Source organism: Asticcacaulis excentricus, assembly GCF_003966695.1.
Lineage (GTDB): Bacteria > Pseudomonadota > Alphaproteobacteria > Caulobacterales > Caulobacteraceae > Asticcacaulis > Asticcacaulis excentricus_A.
On sequence record NZ_AP018828.1, the window covers coordinates 283,257 to 304,515 of the forward strand.

The following is a 21,259-nucleotide window of genomic DNA, read 5'->3' on the forward strand; positions in this document are numbered from 1 at the left end:
ACCGGATCTTTCAGGTTGAAGAGGTTTTAGGCGTAAATTGGGCGCCGATCAGCGCCCCGATGAGGGCCACCAGCATTTTCCAGGCTCCGCTGTAATAGGCCTGCATTCTGGTCTCAAAGCTGGCGGCGTCCTTGATGAGTAGATCAACCCCGGGTGGTGCAACTTGAGTCTGCCAGAGATTGGCGGCCACCGCGCTTTGACCCAGCCAGTACCACAGGACAAAGCACCCCAGAACGCCTATGCCGGTTACAATGATGGCGGCCTTGGCCCATTGGCCATCACGATCCGACCACATGACGGTGACAAGGCCGCCGCTGATTATGGGCGGGATCAGACCCTGTATTAACGGCACCGGACCGTCCGGTCGCGAAATGAACTCAAGGAACAGCCATCCCCACGGACTGTCGCCTGTGAAGGCGTTGAACGGCAGAAAGAACAGGGGGAAGAGAAGGGATAGAATCAACAGTCCCAACAGGGCGAAACCCGTGTACATGGACCATCTTTGCGTCGTGCTCATTGTCATGCCCCCGTCGGAATGAGAGCGATGAAAGCACGGCGTTATTTATTTGGCAACCATAAGTTGTATCAGGCGCGGATATACTGCCCGTCAGAGGTCGTGACGATCAGCCCGGCGATTTCCAGTTCCCCCAGGGCTGCCAGACCGACATGGGCAGGTGCGCCGCTGAGGCGCAGCAGGTCTTCGCGCGGGGTGGGGACAGGGCTGATCAGGCTCAGCAGGCGGTCACGCAGGGACTCGATGGCCTCATCGAGGTCCGTATCGTCAAACGCACTGACGGCGTGCAGCGGTACGACGGGGGCGGGGCGCTCAAACAGCGTCATCTGGGCGTCGAGCGTGCGCAGGATGTCGTCCACGCCTTCGCACAGGGTGGCCCCTTGCCGGATCAGGTCGTTGGTGCCGCGGCAGCGTGGGTCGAGCGGCGAGCCCGGCACGGCAAACACCTCACGCCCCTGTTCGTTGGCCAGTCGCGCCGTGATCAGCGAGCCGGATTTCAGCTCGGCCTCCACCACAATCGTGCCGCGCGTCAGGCCGCTGATGACCCGGTTGCGGCGCGGAAAGTCTCCGGCGCGGGCGCGATACCCCACCGGGCTTTCGGAGATCAGCACGCCATAGGTGCGGATAGCCTGATAAAGGTCTGCATTATCGGGCGGATAGATGTCATCGACGCCGCCGCCCAGCACCGCCGCCGTCCCGGTCTTGAGGCTGCCCGTATGGGCCTGTGTGTCTATGCCGCGCGCCAGTCCGGAGACGACGAAAAAGCCTGCTTCGCCCAGCTCTCTGGCCAGGGCGTGCGCGATGCGCTGACCCGCCGCCGAGGCGTTGCGCGCGCCCACTATAGCGATGGCGCGGTCGGGCAGGGCGGTCTGTTCGCCCAGCATCCACAGGACGGGCGGCGCGGCCGGGATGTCGGCCAGCAGTTTGGGATAGGCGGCGTCCCCCAGCACCACCAGACGCGCCCCGGCGGCGCGACCACGCGCCATTTCCGCTTCCACGGCGTCAAGCGAGGCGGGGACGATGCCGCCCCCGGCGCGTCTGGCGATCAGGGGCAGGTTTTCGACGGCCTTCACGGCGCTGCCGAAGCGCAGGATAAGCTGATGGAAATGCACCGGGCCGATACGGTGCGTGCGCGCCAGCCGTAACCGCGCAAAGCGTTCCGAGTCGCTGGTGCAGGCGGGAAAGCGTCCGAAAAAGTCCTCCCCCCCGTCGCTCATGGATCAGGCGTCCGCGGCGGGTTCGGCGTCTTTTTTCTTGCCGATCTTCGGTTCCTCGCCCTTGAGCAGGCGGCGGATATTGTCGCGGTGGCGCACATAGATCAGCACCGACATGAACAGGGCCATGACGACGAAGGCGTGCGGCTGATCGGTCAGGAGGCCCAGCGGCGCGATCAGGGCGGCGGCCACCAGCGCGCTCAAGGACGAAATGCGGAAGATAAAAGCGGTCAGAAGCCACGTCCCGGCGGCCAGCAGCCCCATCGGCCAGGCGGCGGCAAACAGGGTGCCGAGGAAGGTCGCCACGCCCTTGCCGCCCTTGAACTTCAGCCAGACGGGGAAGAGGTGGCCTAAAAACGCCGCCCCGCCGGCCAGCGCCATGCCCGTCTGACGGGTCGCCTGATCGACGCTGAGCAGCAGGGCGAAGGCCAGACCGACCGCCATCGCGCCCTTGCCTGTATCGCCCAGAAAGGTGATCAGGGCCAGATCCTTACGCCCGGTTCTTAAGACATTGGTCGCGCCGATATTGCCCGAACCGATGCTGCGGATGTCGATACCGGCCAGCTTCGTCGTGACGACGCCGAAGGGGATCGACCCCAGCAGGTAGCCGCCGATCACGGCAAGGGCAAAGATGGTCCAGTCGGGCAGAGGCATTACAGCGCTTTCACTCAGGCCTGATAGACGATTCGACCGTCCACCAGCGTCAGCTCTACCTTGCCCTGTAATGTGCGGTTTTCAAAGGGGGAGTTCTTCGATTTCGACAGGATGTCGCTTTCGCGCAAGGCAAAGGGGGCGTCGATATCGACCACAATCAGATCGGCGGGCGCACCGGGCGACAGCCGCCCGGCCTCCAGACCGATCAGTTGCGCCGGATTGATCGTCACGGTGCGCAGCAGGTCAATCAGCGGAATCTCCCGATCGTGGTGCAGGCCGATCAGGGCCGCCAGCAGGGTTTGCAGGCCAATCGCCCCCGGTTCGGCCTCGGAGAAGGGGCGGCGCTTGTCTTCGGCGGGCAGGGGCGTGTGGTTTGACACCACCACATCAATCAGGCCGTCGGCCAGCGCGTCCACCAGAGCGATACGATCGTCTTCGGAACGCAGCGGCGGGTCGAGGCGATAGAAGGTGCGGTAATCGCCGATGTCGATTTCGTTGAACACCAGATGGTTGATCGAGGCCGAGGCATAGACATCCAGCCCCTTCGCCTTGGCCTGTGCAACAGCCTTGATGGCCCCGGCGGTGGTGATCTGATCGACCAGCAGGCGCGCCCCGGTCAGTTCGACCAGAGCCAGATCGCGCTCCAGCGCGATGCGCTCCGCCAGCGCGGACACACCCGACAGCCCCATGCGCGCGGCCATTTCGCCGGAGGTGGCGACCGCACCTTCCGACAGCCATGGCTCCTTGGGGCGGTGGGCGATCAGGGCATTGAACCCGTTGGCGTAAGAGAGGACGCGGGCCAGTACCTTGGAATTGATGATCGGACGTTCGACATCGGTGAAATAGACGGCCCCGGATTCGCTCATCAGGCCGATTTCGGCCATCTGCTTGCCATTATGGCCCTTGGTGGCGGCCCCGGCCGGATAGACGTGCACCAGCTCGATATCGCGGGCGCGGCGCAGGATGAAATCGACCATGGCCGGCTCGTCGATCACCGGGTCGGTGTCGGGCTGCACCACCATCGACGTCACTCCCCCGGCGGCGGCGGCGCGGCTGGCGGATTTCAGAGTCTCCTTGGGCTCGGCCCCCGGCTCGCCGGTCTTGACGCGCAGGTCGATCAGGCCGGGACAGATCACCTTGCCGTCGCAGTCGATGACCTTCATGTCGGAGGAGCCCGACGGCAGATGCGCCGTGTGCAGCACCTCGGCAATGACGCCTTCGGTGAGGATCAGGCTGCCGGGGCCGTCATAGTCGCTGGCCGGGTCGATCAGGCGGGCATTGACGAGCGCGATGGGTTGAGACTGCTTCATTGCCCGTTCTCCAGACGCGCGGCCAGCGAGGCCAGAACGGCCATGCGTGCGGCGACGCCCATCTCCACTTGATCCTGAATGAGCGAGATCGACAGGTCATCGGCCACTTCGGAGTCGATTTCGACGCCGCGATTCATCGGGCCGGGGTGCATGACGCGCACATCGGGCGCGGCGACGGCCAGCTTTTCGCGGTCGAGACCGAAATAGCGGAAATATTCGCGGGTCGAGGGGATAAAGGCCCCGTCCATGCGCTCAAGCTGAAGGCGCAGCATCATCACCACATTGGCCCCGGTAATCCCGGCCTTCATATCGTGATAGACCTCCACGCCCCATTCGTCGGCGTCACCGGGAATGAGCGTCGGCGGCCCGACAAGGCGCACATTGGCCCCCATAGCGTTGAGCAGGATGACGTTGGAGCGCGCCACGCGGCTATGGGCGACATCGCCGCAAATGGCGACCGTCAGGCTATCGACATGGCCAAAGGCGCGACGGATCGACAGCATGTCGAGCAGCGCCTGAGTGGGGTGCTGATGCTGACCGTCGCCGGCATTGACAACGCTGCACCCGACCTTTTGCCCCAGAAGCTGCGCCGCCCCTGATGCCGAATGGCGCACGACCAGCAGGTCGGGCTTCATGGCATTGAGCGTCACCGCCGTGTCGATCAGGGTCTCGCCCTTGGCCACACTGGAGGTCCGCGGGTTCATATTGACCGTGTCGGCTCCCAGACGCTTACCCGCCAGTTCAAAGGACGACATGGTGCGCGTTGAGTTCTCAAAAAACAGATTAACCTGCGTGCGGCCTTTCAGCAGATCGAGCTTTTTGTTGGTCCGCCGGTTCAGTTCAACGAAGACATCGGCCAGATCGAGCAGGGCCAGAATGTCGGGCGGATCAAGGTCCTGCGCGGCGTTGAAATGCCGTTTGGGGAAGGGAAAGAGGCGCGACTGGATCATCTCCAGCAACACCTGCGGATCTTGGGGGGCAATGCGCGTCATAAAGGGCGGCTATACCCCACGACTCAAGGGGAGGGAAGGGGCAATCGCCGCCGCCCGACCGTAGTCAGGCAGCGGCGACGCGCAAAGAGCCTTACGCCTTGTTCAGCGACGCGATGTCGATGACAAAGCGGTAGCGCACGTCGGACTTGATGACGCGCTCATAGGCTTCGTTGATGTCCTGAATGTCGATCAGCTCTATATCCGAGACGATATTGTGCTCACCGCAGAAGTCGAGCATTTCCTGCGTTTCCTTGATCGAGCCGATCATCGACCCGGCCAGGGTCTTGCGGCCGGGGATCAGCGAGAAGGCGTGCACGGGGATAGGGTTGTCCGGCACGCCGACCAGCACCATAGTGCCATCGACCTTAAGCAGGCCCAGATAGGCGTTCCAGTCGATGGGCGCCGACACCGTATTGATAATCAGATCAAAGGTGCCCGCCAGAGTCTTGAAGGTTTCCGCGTCATTGGTGGGGTAGTAGTGATCGGCCCCCAGACGCAGGGCGTCGTCCTTCTTGGCCAGTGACTGGCTGAGCACCGTGACCTCGGCCCCCAGCGCGTGGGCCAGCTTGACGCCCATATGGCCAAGCCCGCCCAGACCGATAATGGCGACCTTCTTGCCCGGCCCGGCGTTCCAGTGCTTCAGCGGCGACCACAGGGTGATCCCGGCGCACAGAAGCGGCGCGGCGGCGTCCTTCGGCAGATGGTCCGGCACGCGCAGCACATAGCCTTCCTTGACCACGATATGGTCGGAATAGCCGCCATAGGTCGGCTGACCATTGGCATCCAGGTTGTTATAGGTCTGAATCAGGCCCGGCATGTAGTGTTCAAGGTCTTCGTCGCGGGTCTGACAGTTGACGCAGGAATCAACGAAGCAGCCGACGCCGACCGTGTCGCCTTCCTTGAATTTGGTCACCTTTGCGCCGACCTGACGCACGCGGCCGACGATTTCGTGGCCGGGCACCTGCGGATAGATGCCGGGGAACCATTCGTCGCGCACCTGATGGATGTCGGAATGGCAGACGCCCGAATAGAGGATGTCGATGACCACATCGTCTGCGTTGGGGGCGCGGCGTTCAAAGGTGAAGGGTTCGAGCGGAGCCTTGGGCGAGGGCGCGGCATAGGCTTTGGCGAGCGTCATGGGAAATCCTTGCAAAATCGGGGGCGTTCGGCCGCAGAAAAGGTGTGACGTGAGCCGTTACGGCTGAGGCGGGCGAACGGATCGGATATAGGAAGCGTGCCGGGGCCTTGCCAGCCCGAAGCTGTGCGTAAATCTCTTACGTTAGCAGATGGTAGAGCCACAGGAGCAGGGGCAGGCTGATCAGGCTGAGCGAGGTGGTCAGCGCCACGATCCCGGCCATCAGCGGCGCGTCTCCGCCCATATGACGGGCCTGCACATAGGCGACGGCGGCACACGGCGCGGCCCCGCAGCACAGGGCCACGCCCTGCGCCAAAGCATCGCCGCCGAACAGCCGGCACAGGCCCCAACTGATCAGCGGCACGATCAGGACCTTAAAGGCTGAGGTGGCGACGACCAGAACGGGCTGGCTGCGGATATAGGCGAAGTTCAGCCCGGCGCCGGCCAGAATCAGGCCGGTGGGAATGGCCGCGTCGCCCAGCATCTTCAGGTCTTTTTCGATAAACGGCACGGACGGCGCACGCACCATATTGAGCGCCAGCCCGATCAGGCACGACAGGAAGATCGGGTTGGTAAACAGGCGCGCCATGACGCCGCGAAAGCTGCGGTCAACCGTGTCCTCGCCTTCGGGCTGCCCCCAGCGGGCCAGCACCAGTATCGAGGCCATATTGCTCAAGGGGATGAGCGCGCTCATGGCCACGGCGGCCAGGCCCACGGCCTGCGCCCCGAAGATCGAGGTGGCGATGGGCAAAAAGACGAAGGAGTTGAAGCGGATCAGGCCCTGAAAGACGCTGGTATAGGTCGGGCCGGACAGGCGCAATACCGGTTTTAGGGCAAAAGCGATCAGGATGGACAGGGCCAGCGATGTACTGACCGCCAGACTGATCGGACCGGCGCTGAGGCCCGACAGGTCGGCGTGCCAGATGGCCGGGATCAGAAAGCCCGGATAGAAGACATAAACGGCGATGCGTTCGATCGGCCCCCAAACTGACGGCGGCAGAAAGCCCGATACCTTCAGCCCGAAGCCCAGCGCGATCAGCAGAAACACCGGCAGGATGCCGTTGATGAAGATGTCGGGCGTCATGTTTATCCCCCGCGCCCATGCCGCTGCGCGCATGCGCCCTTTGGCAGATGGAATGGGTTCATGTGGCGCTTCTTATGCGGTCGAGCGCGCCCTGAAGGATGTAGGCGGCGGCGGAACGGTCGATGACTTCGGCGCGTTTGGCGCGCGTCAGATCGGCCTCTTCTATCAGAAAGCGGTTCATCACCGACGACGACCAGCGCTCGTCCCAGAAGGCGATGGGCAGGTCGGGGTCCAGACCTGCGGCGGCGAATTTCTCAGCGGGCAGGCGCAGCAGGTTACGGGCAAAGGCGCGCACCGACTGACAGCGCGGCCCTTCGGTGCCGTCCATATTGACCGGCAGGCCGATGACGAGGCCGGAGGCTTCGCGTTGCTTCATCAGCAGCAGCAGCCGTTCGGCCTCCTGCGTGAACTTGCTCTTTTTGATCAGCTCCAGCGGCGAGCCGATGCTTAAGGAGATGTCACTGACGGCGACGCCGATGGTCTTTTCCCCCAGATCGAGCCCGATCAGGGCGCGGCGCGGCGGCAGGGCGGCTTTCAGTTCGGTGATGTCGAGTATGGCCATGCGATGCGGTGTGGCGCGCGGGCGTAAGCGAGTCAACCGCAAATGCAGCGGCGTTGCGGCGAATGTGGCGCGATTGTGAATTACGCTTATGTAATTAATGAATTGAATGTAATCTATTGCGCTTATTTAATAATAAAATTCTGGATTTTTACTTCGGTTTGCGGGATTTGATTGTCTATCCAAAGTAACGGGAGATAACAAAATGCCGAAAATCATACTGATGTGTGTCGCGGGTGTCATGCTGCTGACAGGCGGGAGTGCCGTGGCCGCAGAGGAACTGCCGCAAAAGACGATCCGTTTCGCTGACGCCGACCTCAATGATCCGGCGCAGGCGAAACAGGTGCTGAAACAGATCCGTACCGCCGCCAAAGAGGTCTGCGCCGAGGGGCTTGTCTCGCCCAACGGCTGGGTCATCACGGATGCGCAGTGCGAACGTACGGCCGTGCGGGAGGCGGTGCTTAAGGTCGGGCATCCGGGTCTGAGCCGCGTCGCCGCCGAGGCGGGGGACGTCCGCAGGGACGGTTTGTCGCCTATCCTTGGTCAATGGGCTGAAAAGTAGTTTTCTGTACAAAATGTAATAATTGACGTGCGCGTCGGCCTTTGTGGGCCGGCGCGTTTTCATTTCAAAATATACTATTCAATAAACTGTCACAAAATAAACTAACAAAAGTTCATGAACTGAAATTAATAGATGGCAAAGATTTAATAATAAAATCATGGATTCTAAAATCAGCAAAGTGTATTTGAGTGTCATCAGTTAATCGCGTCCTTCTCACTCAAATTCTTCAAGGAAACATCGCTATGACCACCAAGTTCATCCTCTCCGCCCTTGCCACTGTCATGCTGTTCGGTGCCGCCGGTGCTGTTCAGGCTCAGGACCTGTCGGATCGTGAAACCACCACGCGTTCGGTGCGTGTCTATGGGTCTGACCTGCGCTCAACTGGCGGTCTGGAAAACACCTATGCTCGCCTGAAGTACGCGGCGCGCACCACCTGCGACTCCGGTATGGACCGTGATCTCAAGGCCCGCCAGAGCGATCAGGCCTGCGCCCGTGCCGCGCTCGATACGGCGGTTGCCGACCTGAACCAGCCCGCCCTGTCGCAACTGCACGCTGAAAAGACCGGTCATGCGGCTTCGGTCTATGCCGACCGCGGTGAGGAGCGCATCGTCGCCAGCAAGTAATCTCTGAAACTATACTTATACCAAGGGTCATTGAAAATGACTCTTGGTATGCCTTTCGAGACTGTCTCTGACACGTATGAGGCAGTCTCGAGTTTTCAACGGCCGGATGCGGTCAGCATCTTCGGCCGTTGGTATTTATAGTCATGTTGACAAGATGGTGCGGACGCATTCAGCGGCGCACCGTTTTTTCGTAGCCTTTTTCCGGATCGTTTTCGTATCCGGCCTTGCCATTTGGGCGCGCCCTCGCTAACCGGAACTCTATAAATATAGGAGTCTCCGCATGGCCATTGATGTGGCAACTGTGCGCAAGGTGGCGAGCCTGTCGCGCCTGCGCGAAAGCGATGAACGTCTGGAAAGCCTGGCCGGCCAGTTGAACGGCATTCTGGGCTGGATCGAGCAGCTCAATGAGGTCGATGTCAGCGACGTGCAGCCCATGACCTCCTGCGTGGAAATGACCCAGCCCCTGCGTGACGACGTGGTGACCGATGGCGGCAAGGTGGCCGATGTCGTGTCGAACGCCCCCAAAAGCCTCGACGGCTTCTTTATCGTGCCAAAAGTCGTAGAATAGGGGGTTGTTGAGTCATGAGCGAACTGACCAAACTGACGCTAAAAGGCGCGCTTGATGGCCTCAAAGCCAAGCAATTTTCCTCGACCGAACTGACCGAAGCCTTCATCGGGGCCATCGAAAAGGCCAATCCGGCGCTGAACGCCTATGTGCTGACCACCTTTGACAAGGCGCGTGAGATGGCCGGTGAGTCCGACCGTCGCCTGAAGACCGGTGAGGCCCGCGCACTCGAAGGCGCGCCGCTGGGCATCAAGGACCTGTTCTGCACCAAGGGGGTGCGCACCACGGCCTGTTCGGGCATCCTCGATACCTTTGTGCCGCCCTATGAATCGACCGTCACCCAGAACCTGTGGGACAATGGCGCGGTCATGCTGGGTAAGCTGAACATGGACGAATTCGCCATGGGCTCGTCCAACGAAACCTCGCACTGGGGACCGGTGACCAATCCGTGGAAGTCGAACGCTTCCAACGCGCCCCTGACCCCCGGCGGCTCTTCGGGCGGTTCAGCTTCGGCGGTGGCCGCGGACCTGTGTCTGGCTGCCACGGCATCGGACACCGGCGGTTCGATCCGTCAGCCGGCCGCGTTTACGGGCACGGTCGGGATCAAGCCGACCTATGGCCGCGCCTCGCGCTACGGCATGGTGGCCTTTGCTTCGTCGCTCGATCAGGCCGGTCCGATCACCAAGACGGTCGAAGACGCGGCGATCATGTTGCAATCCATGTGCTCGCACGACGCCAAAGACTCCACCAGCCTGCCCAACGCCCTGCCGGATTTTTCGAGTTTTGTCGGTAAGTCGATCAAGGGCCTGCGCATCGGCATCCCTGATGAATACCGCCTCGACGGTATTCCGGGCGAGATCGACGCCCTGTGGGAGCACGGGATTCAGTGGCTGAAAGATGCCGGCGCCGAGATTGTGCGCATCTCTCTGCCCAACACCAAATACGCCCTGCCGTGCTACTATATTGTGGCCCCGGCGGAAGCCTCCTCCAACCTCGCCCGTTATGACGGGATGCGCTTTGGCCACCGCACCGAGGCGGCCAGCAGCCTGACCGACACCTATGAGCTGTCGCGCTCGGAAGGCTTCGGGGCCGAGGTGAAGCGCCGCATTATGATCGGCACCTATGTGCTGTCAGCAGGCTTCTACGACGCCTATTACGTCAAGGCTTTGAAGGTGCGCCGCCGCATCGCCGAAGACTTCGTCAACGCCTGGAATAGCTGTGACGTCATCCTGACCCCGGCCACGCCGTCCGCCGCCTTCCAGTTGGGCGACACGGAAAAGGCCGCTGATCCGGTGCAGATGTATCTCAACGACGTGTTTACCGTGACCACTAACCTTGCCGGCCTGCCCGGCATGGCGGTCCCGGCGGGGCTCGACTCCAAGGGCCTGCCGCTGGGCCTTCAGGTGATCGGTAAGGCGCTGGACGAAGGCACGACTCTGGCCGTCGGTGCGGTGCTGGAAAAGGCCGCGGGCTTTACGCACAAGCCCTCCCAGTGGTGGTAACGGGTTTTCCCTGAACACAAAAAAACCTCCGGGCGCAATCCCGGAGGTTTTTTGTGTGAAATGTTTGATTTCGTTTCGTCTTACCAGCCGCCGAACAGGCCGCCTTTTTTCTTCTGTTCCTTTTCGCGCTCTATGGCGCGTTGCTCCAACCCCTTTTGCAGCGGCGTTTTGGGCAACTCATCCAGGGTCAGCTTGCCGTCCTTATTAGCGTCGAGCAGCCGGAAGCGCTGCGACGTGGCGCGCGTCCATTCTTCGGTCGTGATGCGGTAATCGAAATTGGCATCGGCGGCACGGATGGGCTGAGGTTCGTTGATCAGGCTGAACTGCGCGGCGCCCTGCACGCTCTTGACGTAACGGTTGGCGGCAGCAGTCTTGTCGCCATCCTCATCGGTGGGGCGCGGATTTCTGGGCTGCGTCACCAAAGGGCTGAAACCGGTGATTTCGGGGGCCAGTTCGGTTTCGTAGAAGCTGTTATCCTGCGACGTGATAACGCCCTTGCCGTCACGGTCCACGATGGCAAAAAAGCGCATCGCGTCGGCCAGAAACTCATCCGGGCTCAGGGCGCCGTCCTTATTGGTGTCAGCCGCAGCGAACCACAGGGCGACCGGGTAGGGGTCCTTTAAGGGGGCCTTGAACACTTCGCCCGACGGGCTGAAGAAGACGGCCTGTCCGACGGTGCGACCATTGGGCGTCTCAGGCGGCGCTTCGCCCGTGGGCGGCGGAGCCGAGCGCGGGGGCTGCGCCATGGCCGAACCGGCGACACACGTGATCAGAAAGCCGCAAAGTAAAGTTTTTTTCAGGGTCATGACTCTGGTTCCGCCGATTTGGGTCTGTTGTCGGGTCTCTATGTGATTTTTAGATGGTGTGATTATGGCGTGACTGACATGCAAGGGGAAAATTTCGCACTTCTGCGATCCGGCGTTTTTGCCGGGCGGAAAATTTGTCCGGATTTATGTAGGGGCTGTATTTAAGGGGCAGTCAAAAGCATTGAATAAGGCAAAATTGCGTCATATTGTGCAATATATTGAAATTGTTATTAAATAAATGCCTTGTTAATTGAGAATTGCTTCCGTTTTTGCGCTTGCCAATCGAGGTGAGTACTTGAACGGAGATGACAGATGCAGATTGGATCAATGTCGGCTTCCGCCATGTCGCAAATGCACGCGAAGATGTTTTCGAAGATCGACGCAAACAGCGACGGCGGAATAACGCTGGAGGAAATGACCGCCTCCGCCAGCGAAAAGACGAAAGGCAAGGGCGGCACAGAAGACAGTGCGAAAATCGCTGAACGCTTTGCCAGTATGGATAGCAACAGCGATGGCTCCGTAAGCGAAGAGGAAGGCCTCAGTTTCTTCCAGAGCCAGATGTCGTCGCAAACGATGAGTGGCATGTTGCAGGCTCAGGAAGGCGGGTGGGATCGGCCCATGGGCCCGCCGCCAGGCGGCGCGGCCGGAGGCGGTGGCCAGAAACCGGCGACCTTCGACGAACTCGACACCAATCAGGATGGTTCGGTCAGTCTCGATGAAATGCTGGCCTCGTCTGAGAGTGAGGAGAGCGAAGATACGGAAGACACCGATAAAACCGCACGCCTTACCGAACTCTTCTCAAAGATGGATGCCGATGGCGACGGCTCGGTCACCGAGAGCGAGAAATCGACCTTTGATGAGAAGATGCGCGCCGAAGGCCCGCCGCCTCCGCCTATGGAGGCGTTCGCTCAGACCTCTGAAAGCGAAGATACCGCGTCGTCGGCGACAGGTACGATCGTCGATGAGGGCACTGCGGCCAAGCTCGCCGCGCTGACGGCTCAATGGATGCAATCCATGGCCGCCGTGCTGGCGGAACAGGCGAAGACCCAGACGTCCGTGTCGGTTGCGGCCTGATCGGACGCGGGCAGGTAGAAGGCCTGCCCGTTCAGCTACGGTTCAGGAACTGAGGTGCTTGATGGGCTCACAACACGGAGAAAACCCCATGCGCCGCCTGATTTCCCTTTTCGCCCTTACCCTGATCTGTGGCCTGTCCGCCGGGGCCGCCTCGGCTCAGGACAGTTATGGTGGCGGTCGCTGGCAGGATCGTGAGGATGACCGTCGCTGGGGCGGTCTGCCGTCAGGCTCTTACCGCGAAAGCTGCCGGGATATTGAACTGCGGGGAGACGTGCTGTCGGCGCGCTGCCGCGCCAAGAGCGGCTATTACAACTACACGACCCTGTCCTTGCGCGATTGCCGCGGCGGTTCTGTCGAAAACGACCGGGGCAATCTGCGCTGCGAAGGCGGCCGGTACGGCGGTGACTGGGGGGGTAATGGGGGCGGCTGGAACGACAGCCGTCTGCCTGAGGGCAATTATTTGCAAACCTGCCGCGACATCCGGGTGGAAGGCGACCGTCTGACGGCGCGCTGCCGGATGCGCGAAGGCGGCTATAGCTATACAGATATACGCCTGCGTGAATGCCGCGGCGGGCGCGTTGAAAACCTCAACGGCACCCTGCAATGCGAAGGCGCCGGCTATAGCGGCGGGCGTCTGCCGGTCGGCAATTATCGCGATACCTGCCGCGATATCTCGCTACAGGGCGACCGTCTGACGGCGCGCTGCCGCGATAAATGGGGCGATTACCGCCTGACGGCTATGTCGTTAAGCGATTGCAATGGCGGACAGGTCGAAAACAGCAATGGCAATCTGGTTTGCCGCGGCTGGTAAAAGAAAAGAGGCCGGGCATCGGACCCGGCCTCTCGCTTTTACTGGAAGGTTTCCGCGATTTGCGCGACGGTCGGCCCGCCGCCGTACTTGTTGGGGCCCTCGGTGCCTTTCAGGCAATAGAAGACGAGCAGGACAATGCCGCCGATCAGCGGCACCAGGCTGATCAGCAGCCACCAGGCGCTGCGATTGGTGTCATGCAGACGGCGAAAGCTAAGGGCAAGGCTGGGCAGGAACAGGCCCAGCGAGATCAGCAATTGCAAGGTGGAAAAAATACCAAAGCTGCCGTCTGCACGTTCTGAAATGCTCAACATGGCCGGAACCAGAATGACGATGAACTGAAACAACGCAAACCACCAGAATTCAGACCGCGTAGCGCGCCCGGAAAACGTGACATAGTTTTTCAGACCGCTTTTTACCGCTTCGACAAAGCCCATGTGTTGCCCCTTGTAAACAGACGTCCCTGTGACGTATGTGGGACTATAGTTTGACAGGGCGGACTGTGAAAGTCGGAAAAGGTGTCAGGATGCTTAAGCGTTGAATTGTAACCTGATCGTCCGTCCACAAACGAAATTATACCAGAACGTACGTGAACGCTTTTAGGCTCGCCCTTCGCCGGGTGCATAAAAATCGCCTAATTTTCAGTTATTTACGCCGAAGAAAATGGCGGACAGAGAGGCCGTTTCATCTGCGTCCAGCGTCGGCCACGGTCGTATGAGAGTGCGTTGATTTATTTGTAGAAAGTGTTTCAATTCGTCCGAAACCATCCATCTTGGTTCCCTGCTAATTTGGGCCCCTGCTGGGGTCAGTGCTGGGGTTAGATTAGGCTCAGGCCCTATTAATTAACGCGAGGGATTCCCAAGGGGGGGTTGATGTGATTCACTTTTGGAAGGAGGTGGATCATGGCTGATGTGTTTTTGCTGTCTGATGTGCAATTCAACCGGATACGCCGGTATTTTCCGTTGTCGCATGGCGTTCCTCGCGTGGATGATCTGCGCGTGGTCAGCGGGATTATTTACGTTATAAAACATGGTCTTCAGTGGAAGGATGCCCCCAAGGGCTATGGTCCGCACAAGACGCTTTATAACCGCTTCATGCGCTGGAGCCGGATGGGCGTTTTCAATCGGATTTTCAGCGCTCTGGCCTCGCAGGCCGGTGATCCGGAGCAACTGATTATCGACGCCACGCATCTCAAAGCCCACCGCACCGCAGCCAGCCTGCTAAAAAAAGGGGATTTCCCCGCCTTCTCGGACGCACCAAAGGTGGCCTGAACTCCAAACTTCATGCGGTTAGCGACCCGCACGGCAGGCCTATCTGCCTGTTGCTGACCGCTGGACACGTCAGCGACTTCAAGGGCGCAGCCTTGCTGCTGGATACACTGCCCAAAGCAAAAACTTTGCTGGGTGATCGGGGATATGACGCCAACTGGTTCCGTGATGCTCTGAAAGATAAAGGAATAAACCCCTGCATCCCTTCAAAGCGTAATCGAAAAGTCCAGATCGAGCATGACAAAATACTCTATAAGCAACGCCATAAGGTCGAAAACATGTTCGCCAAACTCAAAGACTGGCGGCGCGTACACACTCGATACGACCGCTGTGCCCACACCTTCTTCTCTGCCATACTTATCGCCGCTACCGTCATCTTCTGGCTCTGATCAATGAGTCTTGAGCCTAGGGGAACGACGAATGGCTGCCTTTACGACGAAGCGGATTGAAGCCCTGAACGCGCCGGGCCGTTACTCGGACGGAAACAATTTGTACCTTCAGGTCACGAAGACAGGGGGTAAATCGTGGCTATTCATCTACCGCTGGAATGGCTCACAGAAAGAAATGGGGTTGGGGCCGTTCCCAGCCATAGGGCTGGCCAATGCGAGAGAGGCCGCAAGGGAAGCTCTGAGGCTCCTGAAGGACCGGACGAATCCGCAGGACCCGTTAGCTGTGCGACGTGCGGAAGAGGAAGCCAAACGTGAAAAGCCAGCGTTCGGCGTCTTTGCGGAGCAAATGCTGTCAGACATCGAACTGCAATGGCGAAATGATAAACATCGGGCACAATGGCGGTACACGCTACGTGAATACTGCAAGCCCCTTTGGCAAATGCCGGTCAGTGACATCGACACGCAAGATGTTCTCAAGGTCCTTAAGCCGATCTGGCAAACCATACCAGAGACGGCATCGCGTTTGAGAGGTCGTGTCGAACGGGTGCTTGACGCTGCTGCGGCGAAGGGGCTCCGGTCCGGGGCCAATCCGGCCCGGTGGAAAGGCCACCTTGATCACCTACTCCCGAAGCGGCACAGGCTTACGCGCGGCCACCATGCGGCGATGCCCTACTCGGAGGTGCCCGCGTTTGTTAAGGACCTGCGCGAGAGGGACAACATGTCGGCCCTTGCCCTGGAGTTTCTCATCCTGTGCGCGGCGCGATCTGGCGAGGTCTTGGGGCTGACGTGGGAAGAGGTGGACCTTGACGCCAAGGTCTGGACCGTCCCAGCCACACGGATGAAGGCCGGACGCGAACACAGGGTGCCCCTGACTGATAGGGCCGTTGCAATACTCAACTCCCTTCGGCTTCTATCGCTTGTTTCATCCGATGGTGGGCAGCCGAAAGCCACTGGCTTTGTCTTTAGGGGAGCGCAAGGCGGGCAATTGTCGGTAATGTCCCTGACGATGCAACTGCGCCGAATGGAAAAGGGCCACTATACGCCTCACGGCTTCCGATCAGCGTTCCGTGACTGGTGCGGTGAAGAAACGGACTTCGCTCGGGAGATCGCCGAGGCGGCTTTAGCTCACACCGTCGGCGACATGACCGAGCGCGCCTACCGACGCGGGGATGCGCTTGAAAAGCGGCGGAGGTTAATGGGCGCATGGGAGGGCTATTTGAACTGCCGAAGGAGTTGATCAGGATACATAATTGCCTGCCGCTAACCGCTAAGGTTGAACTCGCTCCGCGATATTTGGCCGCACCCTGAAAAGCACCATGCAAGGCGGAAACATTCAACGCTTGCTACGTCAACGGACGCAACCTGGTGATGCTCTCAACGGGATATGTTCCCGGCTGATTGCTCGCTCTGTTATAGCGCCGGGCATCCTACCAAGTCCCGGCATGGCTCAGCTGGAAATGTCGCCAGCTTCGGCCGAAACCCTGTAATGGTGTCATTTCCAAGAGGTCCTCGTCACCTATAAGGAGGAAAGAGGAAATACGCAGCGGACCTTCTGGATACTTCATTGAAATTTCATGTTGCCTATGATGGGGGTAAGGTCGGAATTAGGTTGTTGTAGTCAACCGATAAATACCGACACCGTGCTGTTTTTCCAACTCTTGATTCGTCAGTTAGTCCCTGCCAGCGCAAATGAGCTGTTTTTTCGGCGCGGGGCGGGCGACTCGATGTATCCTACAATCGGGGATGGCGATGTGCTGCTGATTGACCGCAGCCAGAACACCCCGACGATGGGCGATCAAATCTGGGCGATTACGCAATACGGCTTGGGGATGATCAAACGCCTGAGGCCCGCCGCCGAAGGCTACAAGGATAATCCGAACGTCCCGCCCGACACCGCGGCGGACGGATCAATGCACATAATCGGCTGCGTCATCGCGGTAGTTGGAAGGGTGTAATACTGATGCTGGGGGGCGAACACGAAACTTGCATGGTATGCGAAGGCGCTAACCTCGCTGGATGCTACACGAGCGGTTCCCGTATTGGGCAAGATAATCTCGCCTTTTACTGTTCAGCTTGCGGTTATTATGAAGTTGATCGTTTAGGGATTCTGTCGTTTTCAGCATATTCGCAGCAATTGACGCGATCGAAGCGCGCCGCATTGTCTCACCTCATACGGACGAATGCTAAGGCGGGAAAGGTCTTTGTCATCAACCGGGCGAATCTTCATAACCTTATTGATACGGTCGTTCTGCCTCCGGCGGCCACACAAGCCCAAAACCTAGTGTCGGCAGTGGGTGATTATAGTGCGGCATATGGCGACGGACACCCGGTTAAAGAGCCCGAACTCATCGCCATGTGCGGCGCTATAAGTGACAAGGCCTTAGAGCGCATCATGACGGAACTTTATGATCGCGGACTGATATACGAACCCCAACGATCTCAGGTCGAAGAGAACAATTTTTTGGGTGGTGTCACCGCTTGGGGGCTTTCCCTTACGTTGAAAGGCCATGACGCTTATGATCGGCTTCAACGCGGTGAAACACTGTCTTTTTCGGAGGGCGGCAACATAACTGGGTCTAAACACACAACCTTAAACGTTCATGGAAACGTCGGTTCATACGTCGAGACCGCCACGAATTCAGTGGTAATAGGCGTGGTCGGCGATCTTAAAATGGATCGTATCGAGAGACTTCTCCAGCAATGTCCGGCAATGATAAATGAACTCCCAGAAGAAGAGCAGGTTCGGGCAAATGCTGAGTTGAGCAAGATTCAAGATGAGATGAATGGCCAGCGGCGGCCAGACATTCTCAAAGGCATTTTGACCGAACTGGGTAAGATCGCTGCTGGCGTAAGAGACAACATGGCTGCGTCAGCCATCACCGGGTATTTGGCAGCTGAATTCGGTATCAACTTCTTCGGTGGTTGAAGAGGTAGTGATGTCGTTCTCCCGCGCTGGGATCAAACATTTCCCTTGGCCGGCACCAGCGAGCTCTATTTTGCGCGCGGGGCGGGCGACTCGATGTATCCTACAATCGGGAATGGCGACGTGCTGCTGATTGACCGCCGCCAGAACGCACTCACGATGGGGGTATCTGTTTATCGCGACAAAGGCCTGCGAGGCGTCGAGCGAGCGGGGGCTCAGGTGGTCGATATCGTTAATCAACCGCTTTGACTCAATGGCTTAGTCGATTTGCTAGTTTAGGTATACTGCGATACTATGCTTACGGGACGCTACGCTCGTCAAACTGTTGCCACTGGATGCGACTCGTGAAAAAACAACCAAAGGTCGGTGGAAGCAGTGAAGCGTCTGAAGTTCGGCGTTCGCCTAAAAAGGCTGCCCTGGACCACGAATTCGGCTCCTTTCTCGCCAACCATGTAGAGCAAACGGTTAAGCGAGCGGGAGAGATTCAGAGCGATGTCGCGAACAAACGAGCACGACTTTCAGGAGCCCTTGCAGGACCAAAGCGCAGGTTCCGTTTATGACTTTCTCTATCATGACGCAAAACGCATTGGCGCGTTTTTGTCGCAGTTTGAGACTTACGGCCTTCCTCAAACAGTCAAAGCTGTAGAACGTGCCACGGAGCAAGAGTCCACTGACGCTCTCATAGAGGGCACCGCCAAGATTCCCTACATTGGCTCAGGCAAGGGCGGTACTAAGTGGACGGCTGGTAGCCTTAGCGAGAGCGCCGCCGAGCGGACCTATGATCCGTTGTGGCGAAACGCCCTAACTTTCTTGGATTACCTACAAAGCAACGATCTTCTTGAGCGTTCTCTGGATGATGCGCAAATAGGTCGCTTTGTCCTAGTATCTGGCGATCTGGCCGTCTTTGATATGGGAATCCTCGAGGTTGCTTGGGATAATCCGTTAGTCTCTAATGTAATCTCACAAGCTATGACAGGATCTTCGGACGCACCTGACGCGCACGGTAATCGTCGGGAGAGACGAGCCGCCCTCAGATCAAATGGGGGAAGACAAAAATCACCCGAAGATGGACTAAAAGAAGGCATAATTCATTTCATAAAGATGTTGCCCCACAGTGTCGTCTCATCATTACAACACAATGGGCATAATGTTTGGTTTAATCTCTCGCGTGACAGCATGACGGTGTCTTCGACCGAGTTGCTTTTGAAGCATGGTGTTTCAATCCCTGGCACGTGGCACGTCATAGGTGTGTTCGACGCTTACCCTGACGATGAACCTCATCCGGAATTCGGGGACCTCAGTTTGTTAACTTCGGCAGCAACATTCGGCGGATTTGGTGCCGTTATCGGTGGTTTCGTCCCTGTAATACGGCAAGTCATGGGGCGACCAGCTGGCGCCTATGGAGTGACGCCCTTAATGGTCTTCAGAGAGGTCAATGGTTAGCGATTCTCGCCGGTTGACTCTTTGGACGAACCCTGGAGACGAGTTATGCCGAATGATGACGCTGTCGCAGCAATATGGGCAGATGACAGGTTCAATAGACAGAAAGAGGCGCAACTTCTTCAGGCCTACGTCGAAAGTCTGTGGGAGCGTCGCTTTGATCGCGATGATGCAAAGGCTTTCACTATTGCGGTTGATGCGTCTTATGGCGTGGGGAAGACCTTCTTTCTGAAAAGGCTTGCCAAGCAGTTATCTTTGAACTTCCCCGTCGCTTACATCGACGCCTGGTCTGATGACCTTCTGGACGATCCCCTAACGGCACTGGCGGCGACACTGGAGGACGCTTTTGAGGGATTAAAGAAGGGCAAAAAAATTAGAGATATGTTGGATAAGGTCATCAATAACGCGGGTACGGTCGGCAAGATTGTCGCGATAGGCCTCCTGAAAAAGGCGACTGCCACCGTTATTGGTGCTTCTACTGTTGAGACTGTGGTTGATGCTATTGATAGTGATGTCAATCTCAACGACGATACTAAGGACTTTCTTGCCGAGGAAGCGAAGGAGACGGGCAAACTAGCCGTTGAGACAGGAGAAAATAGCGTTAAAGCCATTGCCGCGCGACGGTACATGAGGGATCGTATCGCTTCCTTTAGAGACGGAAAGCAGGCTCTGAGCGATCTTAAAGACAGCCTTTCGTCGCTCGTCGAAAGTGTAGGAGAGGGCAAATCGCTACCTGTGAAATCACCCCCTGTGATCATTATTGTTGATGAACTGGATCGGTGTCGCCCGACCTATGCTGTAAAGCTCCTTGAGGAAATCAAACACGCTTTTGATGTCCATGGTCTTGTTTTCATTCTGGGAATGAACGGAGATCAGCTCGGGCATTCATTGTCGGGAGCCTATGGCCCCGGCTTTGACGGTCCGGCATATCTCAGCCGGTTCATCAGCCGACGCTACAGCCTCGAGGAGGTTGATCTTACGCCCCTTCTCGAACATCTTTGTGAACGTGTAGGGTTCAATAACGACATGTTCATATGGCCTGACCTGCCTAAGGGCAAAGTAACGATACCAGAGTTTATTTCCCTCTACATGCAGGCCTTTGAACTGAAACCGAGAGACGCATTTCAGGTTGTCGATATGATACAAACGTGCTCCGGGCTGATCTACGGAGCCCCACTGTGGCTGGGCGTTTTGTTGCCACAAATAATGGTCAAAATAGTAAATGGGCAAAATTATACGGCAAATCATATAAATTTATCAAGCAACATAAATTACCAATTCAGAGTGACATTTGATGGATTGCAAAAAGGTCTGAACCCATCAATGTATGCATCTAATGTTATAGAATTTGCTAAAATGAGCAAAAATGATCTCTACCAACAAATATTGAATAGAGGAGAAAAGAGATTTTTAGCCAATCAGATATATGAATTTTTGCACAAGGAAAAATCTTTTGCTTCCAACTCAATAAGCCTGCCCTCAAATTACGATAAGCTAGTCACCTTGATAGGTCGTTTTTCCACACATGGTTTGATAACGGCTCCGGCGACTGGCGAAGGTTTATAAACTCTCCAACTGCAAACTGGTCTGAGAGCCGCCGGTACCGTGCATCTCGTGGCGGGCGCTGACCACGATCCATTTTTGCGCATTGATTTCCGCCTTAAACCCCGTGACCGTGATCTTGGTTTCCGGGGTGATGTCCGGGCGGCCATAGGTGAGGGACAGGGTCAGATTGGTCGCGGCGCGGGTTGTATGCTCACGCCCTTCGTTCGTCTTAGCTAATCTGGAAGCGGCGACGGACCGCCAGGCCAAACAGGAAAATCAGAACGATCGAAAG

At 58.2% G+C, this 21,259-nt stretch carries 24 protein-coding genes; 13 read left to right on the forward strand and 11 right to left on the reverse strand.

Going from position 1 to position 21,259, the window contains the following annotated elements:
* Window positions 1-10 precede the first annotated feature (10 nt).
* From EM6_RS12360 to ruvX, 8 genes are all read right to left on the reverse strand, one after another.
* On the reverse strand, window positions 11-517 hold the full coding sequence (locus tag EM6_RS12360; RefSeq protein WP_126423461.1) for a hypothetical protein: 507 nt from the start codon (window positions 515-517) through the stop codon (window positions 11-13).
* A gap of 68 nt (window positions 518-585) precedes the next feature.
* Window positions 586-1,731, reverse strand: coding sequence for a DNA-processing protein DprA (gene dprA, locus EM6_RS12365; protein ID WP_126423463.1), 1,146 nt, complete (start codon window positions 1,729-1,731; stop codon window positions 586-588).
* A 3-nt stretch (window positions 1,732-1,734) separates the two neighbouring features.
* Entirely contained in the window at window positions 1,735-2,382 is a 648-nt protein-coding gene (gene plsY / locus EM6_RS12370) for a glycerol-3-phosphate 1-O-acyltransferase PlsY (RefSeq protein WP_126423464.1), read from the reverse strand.
* Between the two features lie 14 nt (window positions 2,383-2,396).
* Entirely contained in the window at window positions 2,397-3,692 is a 1,296-nt protein-coding gene (gene pyrC, locus EM6_RS12375) for a dihydroorotase (protein ID WP_126423466.1), read from the reverse strand.
* Window positions 3,689-4,684 carry an aspartate carbamoyltransferase catalytic subunit gene (locus tag EM6_RS12380; RefSeq protein WP_126423468.1) on the reverse strand — a complete coding sequence of 332 codons (996 nt, stop codon included), beginning with the start codon at window positions 4,682-4,684 and terminating at the stop codon, window positions 3,689-3,691. The genes pyrC and EM6_RS12380 overlap by 4 nt, the downstream gene beginning before the upstream one ends.
* Window positions 4,685-4,775: 91 nt before the next feature.
* On the reverse strand, window positions 4,776-5,822 hold the full coding sequence (locus EM6_RS12385; protein WP_126423470.1) for an NAD(P)-dependent alcohol dehydrogenase: 1,047 nt from the start codon (window positions 5,820-5,822) through the stop codon (window positions 4,776-4,778).
* Window positions 5,823-5,958: 136 nt separating this feature from the next.
* Window positions 5,959-6,903, reverse strand: coding sequence for an AEC family transporter (locus tag EM6_RS12390; protein ID WP_126423472.1), 945 nt, complete (start codon window positions 6,901-6,903; stop codon window positions 5,959-5,961).
* A 58-nt stretch (window positions 6,904-6,961) separates the two neighbouring features.
* The gene (gene ruvX / locus EM6_RS12395; protein WP_126424139.1) at window positions 6,962-7,465 is read right to left on the reverse strand and encodes a Holliday junction resolvase RuvX; all 504 of its coding nucleotides are present in this window, start codon (window positions 7,463-7,465) and stop codon (window positions 6,962-6,964) included.
* A gap of 202 nt (window positions 7,466-7,667) precedes the next feature.
* Between ruvX and EM6_RS12400 the strand changes: the two genes are divergently transcribed.
* From EM6_RS12400 to gatA, 4 genes are all read left to right on the forward strand, one after another.
* Window positions 7,668-8,024, forward strand: a complete 357-nt coding sequence (locus EM6_RS12400) for a UrcA family protein (RefSeq protein ID WP_126423474.1) — start codon at window positions 7,668-7,670, stop codon at window positions 8,022-8,024.
* Between the two features lie 242 nt (window positions 8,025-8,266).
* Window positions 8,267-8,647: a UrcA family protein gene (locus EM6_RS12405; RefSeq protein ID WP_126423476.1), complete on the forward strand. Its 381-nt coding sequence runs from the start codon at window positions 8,267-8,269 to the stop codon at window positions 8,645-8,647.
* 280 nt (window positions 8,648-8,927) lie between these two features.
* Entirely contained in the window at window positions 8,928-9,215 is a 288-nt protein-coding gene (gene gatC, locus EM6_RS12410) for an Asp-tRNA(Asn)/Glu-tRNA(Gln) amidotransferase subunit GatC (protein ID WP_126423477.1), read from the forward strand.
* Window positions 9,216-9,229: 14 nt separating this feature from the next.
* Window positions 9,230-10,714, forward strand: a complete 1,485-nt coding sequence (gene gatA / locus EM6_RS12415) for an Asp-tRNA(Asn)/Glu-tRNA(Gln) amidotransferase subunit GatA (protein WP_126423479.1) — start codon at window positions 9,230-9,232, stop codon at window positions 10,712-10,714.
* Window positions 10,715-10,794: 80 nt separating this feature from the next.
* Here the strand turns inward: gatA and EM6_RS12420 are convergent, their stop codons facing one another.
* Window positions 10,795-11,520 (reverse strand): hypothetical protein, encoded by a 726-nt coding sequence (locus EM6_RS12420; protein ID WP_126423481.1) that lies wholly within the window; start codon window positions 11,518-11,520, stop codon window positions 10,795-10,797.
* A gap of 312 nt (window positions 11,521-11,832) precedes the next feature.
* Here EM6_RS12420 and EM6_RS12425 point away from each other — a divergent pair, with 312 nt between their 5' ends.
* Both EM6_RS12425 and EM6_RS12430 read left to right on the forward strand, forming a co-directional pair.
* The gene (locus EM6_RS12425; protein ID WP_126424140.1) at window positions 11,833-12,594 is read left to right on the forward strand and encodes an EF-hand domain-containing protein; all 762 of its coding nucleotides are present in this window, start codon (window positions 11,833-11,835) and stop codon (window positions 12,592-12,594) included.
* A gap of 88 nt (window positions 12,595-12,682) precedes the next feature.
* A complete protein-coding gene (locus EM6_RS12430) occupies window positions 12,683-13,405 on the forward strand; it encodes a CVNH domain-containing protein (protein WP_172961250.1) in 723 nt (240 codons plus the stop codon).
* 38 nt (window positions 13,406-13,443) lie between these two features.
* On the opposite strand, the gene EM6_RS12435 is transcribed toward EM6_RS12430, so the two are convergent.
* The gene (locus EM6_RS12435; RefSeq protein ID WP_126423485.1) at window positions 13,444-13,839 is read right to left on the reverse strand and encodes a DUF805 domain-containing protein; all 396 of its coding nucleotides are present in this window, start codon (window positions 13,837-13,839) and stop codon (window positions 13,444-13,446) included.
* 465 nt (window positions 13,840-14,304) lie between these two features.
* Between EM6_RS12435 and EM6_RS12440 the strand changes: the two genes are divergently transcribed.
* From EM6_RS12440 to EM6_RS12470, 7 genes are all read left to right on the forward strand, one after another.
* A protein-coding gene (locus tag EM6_RS12440; protein ID WP_420000730.1) for an IS5 family transposase occupies window positions 14,305-15,059 on the forward strand; the annotation gives its coding sequence in 2 pieces (ribosomal slippage) (window positions 14,305-14,638 and window positions 14,638-15,059; 756 coding nt in all).
* A 31-nt stretch (window positions 15,060-15,090) separates the two neighbouring features.
* Window positions 15,091-16,296 carry a tyrosine-type recombinase/integrase gene (locus EM6_RS12445; RefSeq protein WP_126423487.1) on the forward strand — a complete coding sequence of 402 codons (1,206 nt, stop codon included), beginning with the start codon at window positions 15,091-15,093 and terminating at the stop codon, window positions 16,294-16,296.
* 349 nt (window positions 16,297-16,645) lie between these two features.
* On the forward strand, window positions 16,646-17,014 hold the full coding sequence (locus EM6_RS17650) for a S24 family peptidase (RefSeq protein WP_269471953.1): 369 nt from the start codon (window positions 16,646-16,648) through the stop codon (window positions 17,012-17,014).
* 5 nt (window positions 17,015-17,019) lie between these two features.
* The gene (locus tag EM6_RS12455) at window positions 17,020-17,985 is read left to right on the forward strand and encodes a hypothetical protein (protein ID WP_126423490.1); all 966 of its coding nucleotides are present in this window, start codon (window positions 17,020-17,022) and stop codon (window positions 17,983-17,985) included.
* Window positions 17,986-18,030: 45 nt separating this feature from the next.
* On the forward strand, window positions 18,031-18,231 hold the full coding sequence (locus tag EM6_RS12460) for a S24 family peptidase (protein ID WP_126423492.1): 201 nt from the start codon (window positions 18,031-18,033) through the stop codon (window positions 18,229-18,231).
* Window positions 18,232-18,474: 243 nt separating this feature from the next.
* Complete coding sequence (locus tag EM6_RS12465) at window positions 18,475-19,425, forward strand: hypothetical protein (RefSeq protein ID WP_126423494.1); 951 nt, start codon at window positions 18,475-18,477, stop codon at window positions 19,423-19,425.
* Between the two features lie 45 nt (window positions 19,426-19,470).
* Entirely contained in the window at window positions 19,471-20,988 is a 1,518-nt protein-coding gene (locus EM6_RS12470) for a KAP family P-loop NTPase fold protein (protein ID WP_126423496.1), read from the forward strand.
* Here EM6_RS12470 and EM6_RS12475 read toward each other — a convergent pair.
* Window positions 20,983-21,234: a hypothetical protein gene (locus tag EM6_RS12475; protein WP_126423497.1), complete on the reverse strand. Its 252-nt coding sequence runs from the start codon at window positions 21,232-21,234 to the stop codon at window positions 20,983-20,985. The two genes, EM6_RS12470 and EM6_RS12475, sit on opposite strands and share 6 nt — an antisense overlap.
* Window positions 21,235-21,259: the final 25 nt, after the last annotated feature.